At 71.4% G+C, this 18,562-nt stretch carries 12 protein-coding genes; 7 read left to right on the top strand and 5 right to left on the bottom strand.

Going from position 1 to position 18,562, the window contains the following annotated elements; all coding sequences use genetic code 11:
- Positions 1-49: 49 nt before the first annotated feature.
- Entirely contained in the window at positions 50-538 is a 489-nt protein-coding gene (locus IE97_RS0119670) for a MarR family winged helix-turn-helix transcriptional regulator (protein ID WP_234310505.1), read from the top strand.
- On the opposite strand, the gene IE97_RS0119675 is transcribed toward IE97_RS0119670, so the two are convergent.
- A complete protein-coding gene (locus IE97_RS0119675; RefSeq protein ID WP_063752205.1) occupies positions 468-2,090 on the bottom strand; it encodes a glycosyltransferase family 39 protein in 1,623 nt (540 codons plus the stop codon). The two genes, IE97_RS0119670 and IE97_RS0119675, sit on opposite strands and share 71 nt — an antisense overlap.
- A 157-nt stretch (positions 2,091-2,247) precedes the next feature.
- Here IE97_RS0119675 and IE97_RS0119680 point away from each other — a divergent pair, with 157 nt between their 5' ends.
- The gene (locus IE97_RS0119680; RefSeq protein WP_051705042.1) at positions 2,248-3,966 is read left to right on the top strand and encodes a glycosyltransferase family A protein; all 1,719 of its coding nucleotides are present in this window, start codon (positions 2,248-2,250) and stop codon (positions 3,964-3,966) included.
- Positions 3,967-4,028: 62 nt separating this feature from the next.
- Positions 4,029-5,009: a UDP-glucose 4-epimerase GalE gene (gene galE / locus IE97_RS0119685; protein WP_030241983.1), complete on the top strand. Its 981-nt coding sequence runs from the start codon at positions 4,029-4,031 to the stop codon at positions 5,007-5,009.
- Positions 5,010-5,052: 43 nt separating this feature from the next.
- Here galE and IE97_RS0119690 read toward each other — a convergent pair whose 3' ends face one another.
- Positions 5,053-5,679, bottom strand: coding sequence for a TetR/AcrR family transcriptional regulator (locus IE97_RS0119690; RefSeq protein WP_030241987.1), 627 nt, complete (start codon positions 5,677-5,679; stop codon positions 5,053-5,055).
- A gap of 192 nt (positions 5,680-5,871) precedes the next feature.
- Here IE97_RS0119690 and IE97_RS0119695 point away from each other — a divergent pair, with 192 nt between their 5' ends.
- The 4 genes from IE97_RS0119695 to IE97_RS0119710 all read left to right on the top strand — a co-directional run bounded on the left by IE97_RS0119695 (position 5,872) and on the right by IE97_RS0119710 (position 11,566).
- Positions 5,872-6,798, top strand: coding sequence for an ABC transporter permease (locus IE97_RS0119695; RefSeq protein ID WP_030241992.1), 927 nt, complete (start codon positions 5,872-5,874; stop codon positions 6,796-6,798).
- Positions 6,791-7,615 carry an ABC transporter ATP-binding protein gene (locus IE97_RS0119700; protein WP_037834206.1) on the top strand — a complete coding sequence of 275 codons (825 nt, stop codon included), beginning with the start codon at positions 6,791-6,793 and terminating at the stop codon, positions 7,613-7,615. The genes IE97_RS0119695 and IE97_RS0119700 overlap by 8 nt, the downstream gene beginning before the upstream one ends.
- A gap of 103 nt (positions 7,616-7,718) precedes the next feature.
- The gene (locus IE97_RS0119705) at positions 7,719-9,923 is read left to right on the top strand and encodes a CDP-glycerol glycerophosphotransferase family protein (protein WP_030241996.1); all 2,205 of its coding nucleotides are present in this window, start codon (positions 7,719-7,721) and stop codon (positions 9,921-9,923) included.
- Entirely contained in the window at positions 9,920-11,566 is a 1,647-nt protein-coding gene (locus tag IE97_RS0119710) for a glycosyltransferase family 2 protein (protein ID WP_030242000.1), read from the top strand. The genes IE97_RS0119705 and IE97_RS0119710 overlap by 4 nt, the downstream gene beginning before the upstream one ends.
- Before the next feature lie 91 nt (positions 11,567-11,657).
- On the opposite strand, the gene IE97_RS0119715 is transcribed toward IE97_RS0119710, so the two are convergent.
- The 3 genes from IE97_RS0119715 to IE97_RS0119725 form a co-directional block, all read right to left on the bottom strand.
- Entirely contained in the window at positions 11,658-16,613 is a 4,956-nt protein-coding gene (locus IE97_RS0119715) for an NAD-glutamate dehydrogenase (protein ID WP_030242002.1), read from the bottom strand.
- Positions 16,614-17,221: 608 nt separating this feature from the next.
- Complete coding sequence (locus tag IE97_RS0119720; RefSeq protein ID WP_030242005.1) at positions 17,222-17,887, bottom strand: HAD family hydrolase; 666 nt, start codon at positions 17,885-17,887, stop codon at positions 17,222-17,224.
- Positions 17,888-17,959: 72 nt separating this feature from the next.
- Entirely contained in the window at positions 17,960-18,475 is a 516-nt protein-coding gene (locus IE97_RS0119725; RefSeq protein WP_030242007.1) for a DUF6912 family protein, read from the bottom strand.
- Between the last annotated feature and the right edge of the window lie 87 nt (positions 18,476-18,562).

Here is an 18,562-nt window from a genome sequence, read left to right on the forward strand (position 1 = left end):
CAATTAAGTTGTGCGCAATTAAATGGTGAGCGGGAGCTACCCTGGATCCATGAACACGCCGGACGACGACTGGCTCCGCCTGGACCAGCAGATCTGTTTCTCCCTGCACGCGGCTTCCCGCGCCTTCAACGGTGTCTACCGGGTGATCCTCAAGGACCTCGGGCTCACCTACCCGCAGTACCTGGTGATGCTGGTGCTGTGGGAGCACGACGAGCTGCCCGTGAAGAAGCTCGGGGAGCATCTGCGCCTGGACTCGGGCACGCTGTCGCCGCTGCTCAAGCGGCTGGAGGCGGCCGGTCTCGTCCGCCGGGAACGCAGCGCCCGCGACGAGCGGTCGGTCGAGGTGCGGCTGACCGAGGAGGGCATCGCACTGCGGCAGCGGGCCCTTCAGGTGCCGCGCCGGATCGCCGCCTCGACCGGCTTCGGGCCCGACGAGGTCCGGACTCTGCGCGCCCGCCTCGACGAGCTCACGACCGCACTGGACGCGGCCGCGCTCTCGGAGACTCCGGGCGAATCGCCGGCAGCCGGGCCGTCGTAGCGGCGGGTGGCACGTCGGCCTGCTCCCGCCGGACAAGGAGACGCAGCACCGCCCCGCCCCGCACGTGGTGCTCCTGGACGGTGAACTCCTCCGCCAGCACGGCGAGCTTCGTCCGCTCGACCGGATCGGACGGAGACCAGCGCGGATCCAGCGCGTACGGCTCGGCGACGACCCAGACGCGGTCCACCGAGGCGAGCCTGCGCCGCAGCTCCCCGGGGGCCGCCTCAAGGCCCCACAGCGTCCCGGACCGGGGTGCGGACTCCCGCAGCGCGATGTCCCGCACCCGCCGGAACCCCTTCGGGTAGGCCAGCGCGGCGAGCCTCCCGACGGACGGCACGAACAGCACCGGGTCGCCCTGGCGCATCTGCCGGACGGCGAGCGCGGAGACGGCGGCGAGGTTGTCGGGGCGGTGGGCGGCGGAACGGTCCCGGCGGTGGTCGGGGAGCTGATGGACGAAGGTGGCGAGGACGGCGAGAACGCCGGCGGCGCCCAGCAGCGCCCGCGCCCGCCGGCCGCCGAACCGCAACCGCCGGCCGCCGAACCGCAACCGCCGACCGCCGAACCGCAACCACCGCCCCTCGCACCGCACGCGTCGCCCCTCGATCCGCACACGCCCCAGTACATCTGCCACCCGCTCGGCCCCCGCGGCCACCAGCAGCGGCGCTCCGGCCAGCGCGTAGAGCACGTAACGGTCATGGAACAGCGGCCGGACCTGCGACACCGTCAGCAGGATCCCCGGCGGCACGAGCAGCAGTGGGAGCGCGACCGCCGCCGGCCTCCGCTCCAGAGCCCCTACGGCCATCAGCAGCAGGGCCGCCCACAACACCACCCCGGCCGGGCCGGGAGAGAAGTGCCGCACCAGCAGCTCGACCTTGTCCCACCCCGGCCTCACCAGCCACGCCACCTGCCCGGCCTGCCCCCGCGACACCCACACCAGCGGCAGCAGGAGCAGCACCACCGCCCCCGCCGCACCGCCCCAGCCGGACCACACCCTCCTCGGCACCCGCAGCACGGCCAGCGTCACCGCGTGTGCGCAGAGCACCAGCACCGCCAGCTCGTGCAACAGGCAGGTCAGGGCGACGACGGTGCCGTACGGCCACCAGGCCCGGACGGTGGCCTGGACGGTGGCCCGGACGGTGGCCGCCTCCACAGCCCTCAGGAGCAGCAGCGTCGCCCCGGCCACCCCCGCCGCGACGAGCGCGTACGACCGTCCTTCCTGGGCGTAATGGCCGGTCATCGGCGTGATCGCGTAGAGGAGACCGGCCCACAGACCGACCCGCGGCCCGGCCAGCCGAACGCCGAGGGCCGCCACCAGGCCGGCGGTGGCCGTCGCCGCGCACACCGACGGCAGACGCAGGACGACCTCGCCCGGGTGGACGGTGAGCACGGCGTGCATGAACAGGTAGTACAGGCCGTGCACGGCGTCCACGTCGTGCAGCAGCCGCCAGATCTGCGGGACCGTGCGCTGTGCGACCAGGAAGGTGACGCTCTCGTCGCCCCACATGCCGCCGCGGTCCACGCCCCACAGCCCGATCGAGAGCATCGCAGCCATCGGGACCGCCACGGGCCCCACGCCCGTGCAGAACCGGCCGCTCCCCGTCGACTGCCTGATCGTCACGCCCAGATTCTGGGAGGTTTCGTAGCCAATACTTGGGCTTGGTGGTGTGTTATCACTTTCATGTCATTCGCCCGGCTTACGATCCGCCGTGATGAATGCCGTCGTGGATACCGCCGTGGATGCCGCCGTGAACGCCGAGAGGCCGGTCCCCGAGGTCGCCGTCGTGGTCATCGGCTACGACGACGCCGCCCATGTGACGGACGCCGTGCGCTCGGCGCTCGCCCAGGGCCCGGCCGTGCGCGAGGTCGTGGCCGTCGACGACTGCTCGACGGACGGCAGCGCCGTCCTGCTCGACCGGCTCGCGGCGTCGGAGCGGCGCCTGAGGGTCATCCGCCGCCGGGTCAACAGCGGAGGCTGTGGCACCCCGCGCAACACCGGCCTCGCCGCGGTGACGTCGCCGTACGTGATGTTCCTGGACAGCGACGACGTGCTGCCGCCCGGTGCGGTCGACGCGCTGCTCGCGGCGGCGAGGGGCGCGCACGCGGAGGTGGCGAGCGGCCTGTGCGTGCGCCGGGAACTGCCGTCGGGACGCGAGGTGCCCTGGCAGGCACGCCTGTACGCACACCACGCCGTGGTCCCGCACCCCGCGCGGCGCCCGGGCCTGGTCCACGACACGTTGTGCGTCAACAAGCTCTACCGCACCGGCTTCCTGCGCGAGCACGGCATCCGCTTCCCCGAGGGCCGTTTCCCCTACGAGGACGTCGTCTTCACCGCACGGGTGCTGGCCGCGGCACCGCGCGTCGCCCTGGTCCCGGACCTGGTGTACGTCTGGCACGTGCGCCGGTCCGCCGAGCGGCTGTCGATCTCGCTGGACCGGGCCGGTGCCGACAACTGGCGGGCCCGTACGGAGGCGTGCCGGCAGGCGTACGAGGTCCTGCTGGGCGCGGGTCAGAAGGAACTCGCCCGGGTGGCGCGCGCCAAGTTCCTCGACCACGATCTGCGGATGTACCTGCGCGAACTGGGGTTGCGTGACGTCACGTACCGGCGTGCGTGGTGGGAGCTCACGCGGGCGCATCTCGCGGAGTACGACGCGGCCGACTGGGCCCGCAACCCGGCCGCTCCGGGCCGGCTGGCCGGGCGGGTCGTCCTGGCCTCCCCGGAGCCGCGCGACCTGCCCCGGCTGCGGGAACTGGCGGCGCGCCCGGCCCGGCTGTACCCGCCGTACGCCCGCTCCGAGGACGGCACGCCCGTCTGGTCGGCGGACCTCCCGCAGATCTCCCTGGAGCCCCTGTTGACCCGGCCGGTGGCGGAACTGCCCCTCGCCGTCGACGCGGAACTACGACCACACGCACGCGGAACCCGGCTGCGGCTGCACCTGCACGAGCTGTACGGACGGCTGGCGCAGGCGGGTCCGAAGGCGGTGGAGGTGGAGTGGCGACACCGGGACGACGAGGACACGACGGTCCGCGGCACGGCCGCGCTCGTGTGGTCCGCGGGGCGCACGGGGGCCGCCGGATCCGCGGAATCCACCCAATTCACCGGGCCCGCCGACGACCGCTCGGCGGAGGCGGCCGGCGGCTGGTCGGCGGAGACGGTCGTGGATCTGGCCGCATTGGCCGCGCTCGGCATGAGCACCTGGGACCTGCGCCTTCGCATCCTGTTCCGGGAGGGCGTGAGCCGCGAGGTCACAGCGCACGCCCTCACGGGCGCCGGTCTGCTGCGCCGCGGAGCCGTCCCGAGCGCCCGGCACGGTCTGGTGCTCGTACAGCCGTACGCCACCCACTCCGGCGCGCTGGCGCTGCGCGTGGCGCCCGGTGTACGCGGTGCGCTGTCCGTCGTACGCGGAAGGCTTCGCCGCCTGGTTCACTGAGGACCAGCACAGCACGACCACGCGACACCGGCACGGGTCGACTGACGAGGGGACGGCCGCACATGACCTGGTTGATCACCGGCGGCGCCGGCTACATCGGGGCGCACGTCGTACGGGCGATGACCGCGGCGGGGGAACGGGCGGTGGTGTACGACGACCTGTCCACCGGTATCGCCGAGCGCGTGCCCGCCGGTGTGCCCCTGGTGGTGGGCTCGACGCTGGACGGCGAGCGGCTGGCGCGCGTCCTCGCCGAGCACTCGGTCACCGGCGTCGTCCACCTCGCGGCGAAGAAGCAGGTGGGAGAGTCGGTCGAGCAGCCGCTGCGCTACTACCGGGAGAACGTCGAGGGCCTGCGGACCCTGCTGGACGCCGTGACGGCGGCGAAGGTGCCGTCCTTCGTCTTCTCCTCCTCGGCGGCGGTGTACGGCATGCCGGACGTGGACCTGGTCACGGAGGAGACGCCGTGCCTGCCGATGTCCCCGTACGGCGAGACGAAGCTGGCCGGTGAGTGGCTGGTGCGCGCGACGGGACGGGCGACCGGGCTGTCGACCGCGTCCCTGCGCTACTTCAACGTGGCCGGCGCCGCGAGTCCGGAACTCGCGGACACCGGTGTGTTCAACCTCGTCCCCATGGTCTTCGAGAAGCTCACGCAGGACGCGCCGCCGCGCGTCTTCGGCGACGACTACCCGACCCAGGACGGCACCTGCGTACGCGACTACATCCACGTCGTGGACCTGGCCGAGGCCCATGTCGCGGCGGCCCGTGTTCTGCGCTCCTCCCCGGGCCGCGACCTCACCCTCAACATCGGCCGGGGCACCGGTGTGTCCGTCCGCGAGATGATCGACCGCATCAACGCGGTCACCGGCTACGACCGGCCACCGACGGTGGCCCCCCGCCGCCCGGGCGACCCCGCCCGTGTCGTCGCCTCCGCCGACCGCGCCGCCGCCGAACTGGGCTGGAAGGCCCGGCTCGACGTCCAGGACATGATCACGTCGGCGTGGGAGGGCTGGGTGCGACTCCATCCGGAGGCCGCGCGGAGCTGACCCGCGGTACCTGTTGAACCTCCCTGCGACGCCTTGAGCCTCCCTACAAGGCCTTCAACGCCTCCGCCGTGGCCCGGGTCAGCGATCCCAGATACCCCTTGGGCGGCTTCGGGCCGCGGATCACCACCGAGCGCCAGTAGAGCGGCCCGGAGATCAGGTCGAGGGCCAGGTCGTGGTCGATGTCCTGGCTGAGTTCGCCGCGCCGCACCGCCGCCGTGACGATGCCGGTGGCGACCCCGTCCTGCCCCTCGCGCAGGGCCTTCTGGAGGGCCTCGGCGATCTCGGGGTTGCGGGCCGCCTCGGCCTGGAGGTCCGGGATGATCTGCGAGGCGACGGGGTGGCGCAGGGCGCGGGACGTCACCTCGTAGAGCAGCCGCAGGTCGCCCTCCAGGGAGCCGGTGTCCGGCGCGGGCAGGCCCTGCACGGCGAGCGCCGAGACGATGTCCAGGACCAGGTGCAGTTTCGAGCGCCAGCGGCGGTACACCGCCGTTTTCCCGACACCCGCCCGGCGCGCGATCCCCTCGATGGACATCCGTGCGTAGCCGACGGCCGCCAGCTCCTCGAACACGGCCGCCCGGATGGCTTCCGTCACGTCCTCGCGCAGCACGGCGGCCCCCGCGGGGGCCCGGCGGCGCGGACGCGGCTGGGGCTCGTCGGCGTTCGTCGTCATGCCGACAGCATAGGGCGTCACGACGAAACGGTTGCGTTCCGACGTACGAGCGACGTACGCTCCCGTTGCGACGATACGGTCCCGTCCCGACGTAAGAGGTCGCGAAGAGTCCGGTAAGAGAGCCCCGCCCCTCCCCCGGCCCTCTCCGCGACGCCACAGGCCCCAGCCCTCCCCCGAACGAAAGCACCGGATGTGAGCCAGGTCCTCGACACACCGCCCCACACCCCGGCCCCGGTCCCGGTCCCGGCCGACGACGACCTCGCGGCCCTGGCCGCCCGCCACGGCCTCTCCGTCAGCGGCGCCCGCCCCTCCCTGCCCGAGTACGTCCGGCAGTTGTGGGCCCGCCGTCACTTCATCACCGCGTTCGCCACCGCCAAGCTCACCGCCCAGTACAGCCAGGCGAAGCTCGGCCAGCTCTGGCAGGTGATGACCCCGCTGCTGAACGCGGCGGTCTACTACTTCATCTTCGGCGTGCTGCTCGGCACCAAGCACGGCGTGCCGGACTATGTCCCGTTCCTGGTCACGGGCGTGTTCATCTGGACCTTCACACAGAGCTCGATCATGGCGGGCACCCGCGCCATCTCCGGCAACCTGGGTCTGGTGCGCGCCCTGCACTTCCCGCGCGCCGCGCTGCCCCTGTCGTTCTGCCTCCAGCAGCTCCAGCAACTGCTGTTCTCGATGGCCGCCCTGGTCGTCATCCTGCTCTGCTTCGGCGTACCGGTCGGGGTGTCGTGGCTGCTGGCGCTGCCGGCACTGTTCCTGCAGTTCACCTTCAACGCGGGCGTCTCCATGGTCATGGCCCGGATGGGCGCCAAGACCCCCGACATCGCCCAGCTGATGCCGTTCGTGCTGCGCACGTGGATGTACGTCTCGGGCGTCATGTGGAGCATCGACAAGCTGGCGGACAAGGACAGCCTGCCGCGCGTCGTGACGGTCCTGCTGGAGACCAATCCGGCCGCGATCTACATCGACCTGATGCGCTTCGCCCTGATCGACAGCTTCCAGGCGAGCCAGCTCCCCGCCCACGTGTGGGCGATCGCCGTCGGCTGGGCACTGCTCGCCGGTGTCGGCGGCTTCATCTACTTCTGGAAGGCTGAGGAGACGTACGGCCGTGGCTGAGCACCCGAGCGAGAAGATCCCCACCGTCGTCGCCGACGGCGTCGACATCGTCTACCGCGTCAACGGCACCGGCGGCGGACGCGGCTCCGCGACCGCCGCCCTCAACCGCATGCTGCGCCGCAAGCAGACCGAGAAGGCGGCGGGCGTACGCCGGGTGCACGCCGTGAAGAACGTGTCGTTCGTCGCGTACAAGGGCGAGGCGATCGGCCTGATCGGCACCAACGGTTCCGGCAAGTCGACCCTGCTGAAGGCCGTCGCCGGGCTGCTCCCCGTCGAGAACGGCCGCATCCACACCGACGGCCAGCCCTCCCTGCTCGGCGTCAACGCGGCCCTGATGAACGACCTGACCGGCGAGCGCAACGTGTACCTCGGCGGCCTCGCCATGGGCATGTCCCGGGAGCAGATCAGGGACCGCTACCAGGAGATCGTCGACTTCTCGGGCATCAACGAGAAGGGCGACTTCATCACGCTGCCCATGCGCACGTACTCCTCCGGCATGGCCGCCCGGCTGCGGTTCTCCATCGCCGCCGCCAAGGACCACGACGTGCTGCTGATCGACGAGGCGCTGGCCACCGGCGACCGCTCCTTCCAGAAGCGCTCCGAGGAACGCATCCGCGAGCTGCGCAAGCACGCGGGCACGGTGTTCCTGGTCAGCCACAACAACAAGTCGATCCGCGACACCTGCGACCGTGTGCTGTGGCTGGAGCGCGGCGAGCTGCTCATGGACGGGCCGACGGAGGAGGTCCTGAAGGAGTACGAGGCGTTCACCGGGGACAAGTCCGCGAAGCCCAAGCCCAAGGCCGCTGTTCCCTCGTGAGGCTCATCCCTGTTCCCTCGTGAGGCTCACCCCGACCGGCCCTTTTGTCACATTGATGGCACCATGACCGAATACGGTGCAGTGGCGAGAAGGAGTCCCCGTGATGGCCGAGCTCAGCGTCATCCTGCACGGGCCGAACGTCCAGGACCATCTGACGGAACTCCTCGATTCCCTCGCCGCACACCCGCTGCCGGACGCCGAGCTGATCGTGGCCGCGGTGGGCGACTGGGCCCGGGAGACGGCCGAGCGGCACACCCCGGACGTCCCCGGCCTGCGGGTCCTGCCGCTGCCTGACGGCACGGGCGACGCGGCGGCCCGGGCGGCGGGCGCGGCACGGGCTTCCGGACGCTGGCTGCACTTCGTCCACGCCAAGGACGGCCTGCCCGCCGGAGCCCTCCGCACGGTCGCCGAGCGGGTGGCCGAGCTCTCCGGTGAGGTGGACGTCCTGCTCCTCGACCACGTCCGCAGCACCTGGCGCGCCTCCGGCCTGCCCTCCCCGGACGGTTCCCTGCTCGCCCGGGCGGGCCGCGCCGACGTCCCCCTGGACGACTTCGCACCCCTGCTGCGTCTCACCCCGCTGCTCGGCACCCGCGTCCTGCGCGCGGACTTCTGGCGGGCGCACCAACAGCGGCTCACCACCGAGGACGAGCCGTACGCCGCCCTGGCCGCTCTGCTGCTCGCCGATCGCGTCGCCTGCCTTCCGCACGTCGCCTACGAGGACCGCAGGCTGCGCCCGGCGAGTCTGCCCCCGGTCACGCCCGAGCAGCGCTACGGCGTCGTCGAGCGCTACGAGTCCCTCTTCGATCTCGCCCGGGACCGCCGCGCCACCCACGCCGTGCTCTACGACGTGATGGTCCACGACTTCCTGCGCACCTTCGCGCGCGGCGGCATGACGGAGGAGGTCGCGCGGGAGTTCTTCCGCCGGGCGTCCCTGGCCGCCCTGCGCCGCCGCCCCGAGGGCTACCGGCGCCCCGCCGGTCTCGACGGGGTCCGCCGCTCCCTGCTCGAAGAGGGCGCCTACGCCAAGTACCGGGCCTTCCAGGCGGTCAACCGCACCCGCCGCACGGCCCAGTCGGCCGTACGGGCCCGGCGGCGCCAGGCCGGCGCCAGGCTCCGCGACCACCAGTACCGCAGGGCCCTCGGCCGCCCGGTCGATCCCGGCCTGGCGGTGTTCTCGGCGTACTGGAACCGCGGCGTCACCTGCAACCCCGCCGCGATCGCCGCGAAGCTCGGCGAACTCGCCCCGCGGATTCACCAGGTGTGGGTGGTCACCGCGGAGAACGCGGCCCTCCTCCCGCCCGGCACCGACCACGTCGTGCCCGGCACCCGCCGCTACTGGGAGGTGCTGGCCAGGGCCAAGTACCTCGTCAACAACGTCAACTTTCCCAACGCGGTGGTCAAACGCCCCGGCGCGATCCACGTCCAGACCCACCACGGCACGCCCCTGAAGCGCATGGGTCTGGACCAGATGGCGTACCCGGCGGCGGCCCAGGGCATGGACTTCCAGGCGCTGCTGGAACGCGTCGACAAGTGGGACTTCAGCGTCTCCGCCAACAGCCACACCACCCGCATGTGGCAGCGCGCGTACCCCTCGCACTACATCAGCCTCGACCACGGTTACCCGCGCAACGACGTCTACTACACGGCCGGCGCCGAGGACATCCGCGCGATCCGCGACCGGCTCGGCATCGCGCCGGGCCGCCGGGCGGTCCTCTACGCGCCGACCCACCGCGACTACGAGGCCGGCTGGACCCCGCGCCTGGACCTCGCCGCCCTAGCGGACCGCCTGGGCGACGGCACGGTCCTCCTCGTCCGCGGCCACTACTTCTACGGCGGCGCCGCCTCTCCCCTCACCAACCTGCGCCGCACGGGCCGGATCATCGACGTCTCCTCCTACGACCCGGTCGAGGAGCTGTGCCTGGCGGCGGACGCCCTGGTCACGGACTACTCCTCGATCATGTTCGACTACGCCAACCTCGACCGGCCGATCGTGATCCACGCCGACGACTGGGAGACGTACCGCACCACCCGCGGCGTCTACTTCGACCTCATGGCCGAGGCCCCGGGCCCGGTGGCCCGCAGCCAGCAGGAGCTGACGGAGATCCTCACCACCGAGGCCTGGCACGACGAGGGCGCGGCGAAGGCCCGGGCCGTCTTCCGGCGCCGGTTCTGCGAGTACGACGACGGACGCGCCGCCGAGCGCGTCGTCCGCCGGGTCTTCCTCGGCCAGGACGAGCGGGACCTGCCGCCGGTGCTGCCCATCGAGGAGCGCACCCCGGCCCCACCGCCGGAGGAGGCGACGGCATGAGCACACCCGACGTCACCGTGACGGTCATCGTCTACAACGACGCCGAGCGCCTCCCCCGCGCCGTCGCCTCGGTCCGCCGGCAGACCCACGCGAACCTCGAGATCATCATCAGCGACGACCACTCGACGGACGGAACCCCGGACGTGGCACGGCGTCTGGCGGCCGAGGACCCCCGGGTCCGCCACCTCCGGCTGGAGCGGAACAGCGGCGGCTGCGGCGTGCCGCGCAACCGCGCGATGGAGATCGCCCGGGCGCCGCTGCTGATGTTCCTCGACAGCGACGACGAACTTCCCCCCAAGGCCGTCGAACTGCTGCTCGCCGCGCACCGCGAACGCGAGATCGACTTCGCGATGGGCGCGGTGCGGCGGATCCGGGTGGACAACGGCCGCCGCTCGACATGGATGCCGCACCTGGTCGCCGAGCGCCGCACTCTCGACGGCATCGAGGCGGATCCGCGTCTGTTCTTCGAGCACCTGGCGACGAGCAAGATGTACGCCCGCGCCTTCCTCGACCGGCACGGCCTGCGCTTCCCCGAGGGCATCCACTACGAGGACCAGCTGTTCTCGGCTCAGGCGTACTGCCTGGCCGAAAGGTTCACGATCATCCCGGAACCGGTCTACCGCTGGTACGTCGCCCCGTACGCCGCCTCCGACGCGGCATCCATATCCAACCAGCGGCACAAGCTCGCCAACGTCCGCGACCGCATCCACGTCCAGCACCTCATCGACGCGTTCCTCGCCGAGAGCGGCCACGAGTCCCTCCGCGAGGACAAGGACCACAAGTTCCTCAAGCACGACTTCCGGATGTACGCCGGTGACCTGCCCTACCGGGACGAGGAGTGGCTGTCCTCCTTCGCTGACCTGGTCACGCCGTACCTCGACACGCTCGAGCCGGACGCGTACGCGCGCCTCCCCCGCGCCGAACGCGTGGTCCTGCAGCTGATCCGCGACCGCCGTCTGCCGGAGGCCCGCTCGGCGGCCCGGGGCCTGGGCCACGGCGTGGCCCCCCGGCAGGTCACGACGGACGCGGACGGCCGCGCCTACTGGGGCGGCGAGGTCCCCTCCTCCGCATGGTCCCGCCGGGAACTGGACCTCTCGGATCTGGAACTGGAGACCTGTCCCTTCCCGAGCGCCCAGTTCCGTCACGAGATCACGGAGATCACCAGAGGCCCGGGCGCTTCCATCGACCTGGCGATCCGCACGTACGACCCGGCGCTGCGCCTCCCCGTCGGCCCCCGGCGCGCGACGCTCCTCATCGCCCCCGGCGGCCGCCGCCTGCACGTCCACTTCCGGCTCTCCCCCGTCCGCCCCGGCATCTTCGAGGGCCGCGCCCGCCTGGACCTGGCCTCGGCCGCACTCCCCCTCCACGGCTTCGCGGGCATCCGCCACCCGCTGCTCCGCCTCCACCACCAGGGCCTGACCAACACCGGCCTCCTCCTGGCTCCCCTGGCCTTCCCGGCCCTGACGACCCAGGTGCCCTCCCACCGCGTGACGGTCGAACCGGAGGGCCACGGCCCCGGCCGATTGCAGGTCCGCTGGGAGCCGGTGGGAGTGACGGCGAGGGTGATCAGACCGGTGGTACGCCGGATGGCCGGACCGAGGGTGCAGAGAGCAGTGCGACTGGTGGCAAGCGCACTGAGATGAACCGATGCACCCCGGGCCGGTCATGGCCCGGGGCGCACCGGACGACATCGGCGCTATCAGACGCCGTACGCGCTACTTGGCGCCGTACGCGCTACGAGTGCTGCCGCAGCAGCGTCCTCATCGTCCGCATGGCCACCGACAGATTCGCGAGGTCGAACGCCTCGGACGTCTGGATCTCCTCCAGTGTGGTGCGGGCCCGGCCGAGGATCGCCGCGTTCTTCTGCTCCCACGCCTTGTAGCGCTGCTCGGGTGTCGAAGTGCCGTTGCCCACCGCCAGGACGTCGGCGGTCAGCGCCGCGTGCGCCGCGTACAGGTCCTCGCGGATCGCCGCGCGGGCCATGGACTGCCAGCGGTCGGCGCGGGGCAGCTCGATGATGCGGTCCATGAGCTGGGTGATGCGCAGCCGGTCGGCGAGGTCGTAGTAGACCTCGGCGACGTCGAGCGGCTCCCGGCCCATGCGGTCGGCGATCGAGACGATGTCGAGCGTCGGGAAGGCGGAGGAGAAGCCGGCCACCCGGGTGGCGAGTTCGTCCGGGACGCCGGCGCCCGTCAGCTCGTCGTAGATCTTCCCGTACCACTCCAGATCGGCACCCCGCAGCAGCTTCGGCAGCTGCGCCCAGACCTGCTCCACGCGGTCGGCGAAGAAGTCGACGGTCTCGGCCAGCTGCAGCGGCTGCGGCCGGTTGTTGAGCAGCCAGCGCGTACCGCGCTCCACCAGACGCCGCGCGTGCAGCCGGATACGGGTCTGGACCTCGGCCTCGACCTTGTTGTCGAGCGCCTCCACCCCGTCCCACACCGGGGACTGGCGGAAGATCGCCCGGGCCGCGGTCTGCGCCCGCACGATCTCCTCCAGCGACGCCCCGGTCTCCTCGCGCAGGCGGTGCAGATAGGTCGTACCGCCCGTGTTGACCGTGTCGTTGACCAGCACGGTCGTGGTGATCTCGCGGCGCAGCGGGTGGCTGACGAGGTATTCGGGGAACCGCTCGCGCAGCTCGGTCGGGAAGTACGCGTGCAGCAGGGTGCTCAGGTACGGATCGTCCGGCAGCGAGGTGTGCAGCAGCTCATCGGCGACCGTGATCTTCGTGTACGCCAGCAGCACGGCCGTCTCCGGGCCGGTCAGGCCCTGGCCCTGGGCGAGCCGCTCGCGGATCTGCCGGTCGGTGGGCAGGAACTCCAGCGACCGGTCGAGGTGGCCCTCCCTGACGAGGTGCTTCATGAAGCGCTGCTGGGCGTGGAGCATGGCGCTGGACTGGGCCAGGGCGTTGGCGATCGCCGTGTTCTGCGCGTAGTTGTTGCGCAGCACCAGCCGGCCGACCTCGTCGGTCATCTCGGCGAGCAGCTTGTTGCGCTGCTTGACGGTCATGTCGCCGTCCGCGACCAGGCCGTTGAGCAGGATCTTGATGTTCACCTCGTGGTCGGAGGTGTCCACGCCCGCGCTGTTGTCGATGGCGTCGGTGTTGATCCGGCCGCCGTGCAGCGCGAACTCGATCCGGCCCAGCTGGGTCAGGCCCAGGTTGCCGCCCTCGCCGACGACCTTGACGCGCAGGTCCTGGCCGTCGACGCGGATGGCGTCGTTGGCCTTGTCGCCGACATCGGCGTTGGACTCGGCCGAGGACTTGACGTACGTTCCGATGCCGCCGTTCCACAGCAGGTCGACCGGGGCGTGGAGGATCGCCTTCATCAGGTCGGCCGGGGTCAGCTTGGTGACCTTGGCCTCGATGCCGAGGGCCTCGCGGATGTGTGCGTTGACCGGGATCGCCTTGGCCGTACGCGGGAAGACGCCGCCGCCGGCCGACAGCAGCTCCTTGTTGTAGTCCTCCCAGCTGGAGCGCGGCAGCTCGAACAGGCGGCGGCGCTCGGCGTAGGAGGTGGCGGCGTCCGGGTTCGGGTCGATGAAGATGTGCCGGTGGTCGAAGGCGGCCACCAGCCGGATGTGCTCGGAGAGCAGCATGCCGTTGCCGAACACGTCACCGGACATGTCGCCGATGCCGACGACCGTGAAGTCCTCGGTCTGGGTGTCCACGCCCAGCTCCCGGAAGTGCCGCTTGACGGACTCCCAGGCACCGCGGGCGGTGATGCCCATGCCCTTGTGGTCGTACCCGGCGGAGCCGCCGGAGGCGAAGGCGTCGCCGAGCCAGAAGTTGTACTTCTCGGCGACCTCGTTGGCGATGTCGGAGAAGGTGGCGGTGCCCTTGTCCGCGGCGACGACGAGGTAGGTGTCGTCCTCGTCGTGCCGGACGACGTCCGCCGGGGGCACGACCTCGCCGGCGACCATGTTGTCGGTGATGTCGAGCAGCGCCGAGATGAAGGTCTTGTAGCTCCTGATCCCCTCCGCCAGCCACGCGTCGCGGTCCACGGACGGGTCCGGCAGCTGCTTGGCGACGAAGCCGCCCTTGGCGCCGACCGGCACGATGACGGTGTTCTTCACCATCTGCGCCTTGACCAGGCCGAGGATCTCGGTGCGGAAGTCCTCACGCCGGTCGGACCAGCGCAGTCCGCCGCGCGCGACCTTGCCGAAGCGCAGGTGCACGCCCTCGACGCGCGGCGAGTACACCCAGATCTCGTACGCCGGGCGCGGCGCGGGCAGGTCGGGGATGGCCTGCGGGTCGAACTTCATGGAGACGTACTCGTGCGGCTTGCCGCCCGCCGCCTCCTGGAAGAAGTTGGTCCGCAGCGTCGCCTTGATGACGGTGAGGAAGGACCGCAGGATCCGGTCCTCGTCCAGGCTCGCGACCTGGTCGAGGGCCGCGTCGACCTCTTCGAACAGAGCGTCCACGATCTCGTGCCCCGCGCGCTGCCGGTCCGGCGACATCCGCGCCTCGAACAGGGAGACGAGCAGGCGGGTGGTGTGGACGTTGTTGCGGAGGGTGTCCTCCATGTAGTCCTGGCTGAACGTCGAGCCCGCCTGGCGCAGGTACTTGGCGTAGGCCCGCAGCACCATCGCCTGCCGCCAGGTCAGCCCGGCGCTCAGGACGAGGGCGTTGAAGCCGTCGTTCTCGGCCTTGCCGGTCCAGGTGGCCGCGAAGGCGTCCTGGAACCGTTCGCGGGCGTCGTCGCCGAAGTAGTCCCCGCCGCCGTTCTTCGAGCGGGGCATCCGCAGACCGAAGTCGTAGATCCAGGCCACGCTGCGGTCCGAGCAGCGCAGCTCGTACGGCCGCTCGTCGACGACCTCGACGCCGATCCGGCTGAGGACCGGCAGCACGGCCGAGAGGGAGATCGCCTCACCCGTGCGGTAGATCTTGAAGCGGCGCTCCTCGGGGGCGGCGCCCACCGGCTCGTACAGGCTGAGCGCGAAGTCCGTGCCCTCCTCGGCCTTCAGCTCTTCGAGGTGGACGAGGTCCGCGACCGCGGCACGCGGGTTGTGGTCGGCCTTGTAGCCCTCGGGGAAGGCGTGCGCGTAGCGGCGCAGCAGCTCGGCCGCGCGCTCCTCGCCGAGTTCGGCGTCGAGCGCCTCGGCGAAGGCGTCCTCCCAGGAGCGGGCGGCCTCCACCAGCCGGGCCTCGATGCGCTCCTTGTCGAGGTCGGACAGCTCCGGCAGTTCGGTGCCCTGCGGGACCCGGACCACGAAGTGCAGCCGGGACAGGATCGACTCGGTGTTCCACGCGGTGAAGTCGACGCTGATGCCGCCCAGTTCCTCCTTGAGGATCTCGATGATCCGCAGGCGGACGGCGGTGGTGTAGCGGTCGCGCGGGAGGTAGACGAGGGCGGAGTAGTAGCGCCCGTACTCGTCCTGGCGCAGGTAGAGGCGCAGACGCCTGCGTTCCTGGAGGTAGAGGACGGAGGTGACGATGGACCGCAGCTCGTCGACCGGGGTCTGGAAGAGCTCGTCGCGCGGGTACGTCTCCAGGATCTGGAGCAGGTCGCGCCCGTCGTGGCTGTTGGGCGAGAACCCGGCCTGTTCGAGGACCTCCTCGACCTTGCGCCGGATGACCGGCACCCGGCGCACCGACTCGGTGTAGGCGGCGGAGGAGAACAGTCCGAGGAAGCGCCGCTCGCCGACGACATTGCCCTCGGCGTCGAACTTCTTGACGCCGATGTAGTCCAGGTACGACGGCCGGTGCACGGTCGCCCGGCTGTTCGCCTTGGTCAGGACGAGCAGCTTGTGCTCGCGGGCCTTGGCCCGGGCGTCGGCGGGCAGCCGCTCGAAGGACGGGCTGACCGGGTGGCTCTCCTCGTCGGCGTGGTGCGGGTCGGCGCGCAGTATGCCGAGTCCGGTGCCGGGCACCGCGGCCAGCGAGTCGTCGTCGCGCAGCTGGTACTCGCGGTAGCCGAGGAAGGTGAAGTGGTCGTCGGCCAGCCAGCGCAGCAGCTCACGGGCCTCCTCGACCTGGGGGCCGGGCAGGTCACCGGGGATGGGCTCGTCCGGCAGCCCCTCCGCCAGCCGGAGCGCGGATTCCCGCATCTTGCTCCAGTCCTCGACGGCCTCCCGGGCGTCGGAGAGCACGCGCAGCAGGTCGGCGGTGATCTGCTTCAGGTCGGACCGGTCGGTCTCGCGGTCGATCTCGACGTGGATCCAGGACTCGACGTGCGCGTCGTGCGGCAGGTCGCCGGACGGCGGGGTCGGCACCACCTCGATGAGCTTGCCGGTGACATCACGCCGCACGACGAACTGCGGGTGGACGACGACGTGGATCCCGCGCCCCTGCCGTGTCAGCTCGTTCGTCACGGAGTCGACGAGGAAGGGCATGTCGTCGGTGACGACCTCGACGACCGAGTGGCTGCACGTCCACCCGTTCTCTTCCACCGTGGGGGTGTGCACCCGCACGTTGGCCGTGCCCTGGGGGCGGTTCTCGGCAAGCCGGTAGTGCGAGACGGCGGCTCCGAAGACATCGACCGGGTCACGGTCGGTGAGGTCTTCCGGGGCCGTGTGCAGGTAGTAACGCTGGAGGAACGAGAGGAGGGACTCGCGGTCCGGGGCCTTGTAGGCGTCTGGGGTCTCCTCGCCCGTCGACCCGGTCGGTAGGTGCCCCCCGACCGGGCTGTTCTCAGCGACCCGGGCGGCCCTCTCGAGCAACTCGGCCTTGGCTTCGTCCAGCTTGGTCTGCATTGTCCTCTGGCTCCTGTCGCGCGCCGTTGCGTGACGTAGAAGGAAGTACGGTCTCTGCGCTCACGACGTCACGCCGAGACACGGGGTATCCGGTCTGTTCCGACGCTATGCCGCGAGGCGAGATGAGCGGGGGTGTCTGAGCCATTTTTGAGCTGACCCGGGGGTGTGAGGCTGCTCTCTGCGGCGCCTCGGGCCGGGTGGTGCTCGGCGTCCCGGGAGTCCTACATGTCCCGTCCCGCCCGCGAAGACCAGCGACCGCCGCCCGGACACGGATGTCATCCGTGCTCTCCGGGCGCAGGGCAGGGACGACGACGTCCCCGCGAACTATCGCGCTGATCACGCCACCAGGCTATCGCTCCTTACAGGGGCCCCGTCATGAGCCGTATGTGTACAAAACCAAGCCCGGAAGTTTGACGTTCTGCACAGTGCGGCCACCCAGCTGCGGGCAGTCGTGCCGCTGGGGCGGCACGGGTGGGCGCAGCGGCACCCCGCACCACCGAGCTGCTGCGGGCAGTCGTGCCGCTGGGGCGGCACGGGTGGGCGCAGCGGCACCTCGCACCGCCGAGTTGCGCACCCACCCGGCCTCAGCAGCAACGCCGAGATCAGGACTACGCCGCCAACCGCTCCGCCTCAGCGACAGCCTCCTCCAGCGTGTCCACCACCGGCACCCCCACCGCCTCCAGACTCGCCCGACTGTGCGACCCGCCGGTATACAGCACGGCCCGCGCCCCCACATGCAGCGCGGCCACCGCGTCATCCGCCGCATCCCCGATCACCACGGTCCGCTCCGCCGCGACCCCACTCAGCGACCCCAGATGCCGCACCATGTGCTCGGCCTTGCTGCCCCCCGACGGCCCGGTCCGCCCGTCCACGCGTATGAAGTGCGGCTCGATCCCGAACCCGCGCACCAACGGCACGAGCTCCTCGTGCACGTACATGCTCAGAATGGACTGGCTACGCCCCGCCGACCGCCACCCCGACAACAGCTCCGCCGCCCCCACCGTGAGCTCACAGGCCCCCCGGTGCTCGGCGTAGTACCGGTGGAAGATGTCGTCCATGAGCTCCCACTCGGCCTCGGTCGGCAACCGCCCCATCAGCCGCTCATAGAACTTCGGCACCGGCACGCAGTACAGCTCCCGGTACTTCTCCAGCGTCAGCGGCTCCAGGCCCAGCTCGGCGAAGGCCGCGTTCGTCGCCCCGATGATCGCGTCGATGTCGTGGAACAGCGTGCCGTTCCAGTCCCACACGATGTGCGCGCCCGTCTTCGTCCCCATGCCAGAGAACGTACCCGTCCCCACTGACAATCAAGAGAACGGCGCCTCAACCCGCCCCGGCCGCGATGCGGCTCAGTCCCCGCGCCCCACCAGGTTCGGAATCTCCTGCGTGGCGAACCACAGCAGCTCGTGATCCTCCGCACCGTCCACGACGAACTGCGCGTCGTCGTCCCCGCCGTCCGCCGCCGGCAGGGCCTCGGCCGCCGCCGTCACATCCGCCTCCGCGTCCGCCGCGTCGACATGCACGGCCGCCGCCCTGGCCAGCGCCACGGGACCCGAGACCCGTACCTCCCCCAGCGCCCCCGGGTCGAGTCCCCGGTCGGGATCGACGCTCGCGTCCCGGTCGGGCACGTCGACCGCGATCACGACCCGCCGCCGCGGTGCCCCGGGCTCCGCCGCCAACTGCCGCAGCGAGGCCAGTGCGGCCCGGCTCAGCGCCGCGTATTCCAGCTCCTCGATGTCGTCGGAGAGGTACCACTCGCGCAGCGCGGGCGTCACCGCGTAGGCGATGAACGGCCCCGCTCCCAGCTCACCCGTCTTGTACGCCTCGGCGAGACCGGGGAGGGTCAGGGGCACGTAGACACGCATGGGCTGGCCGCTTTCGTGGTCGGAGAGCTCCGGAAGTCCTTCAGGATACGTGCCGGGCGTCCCCTTTCGAGCCCCGCCCCGTGACGC

It is taken from the genome of Streptomyces sp. NRRL S-455, assembly GCF_000717875.1.
Taxonomy (GTDB): Bacteria; Actinomycetota; Actinomycetes; order Streptomycetales; family Streptomycetaceae; genus Streptomyces.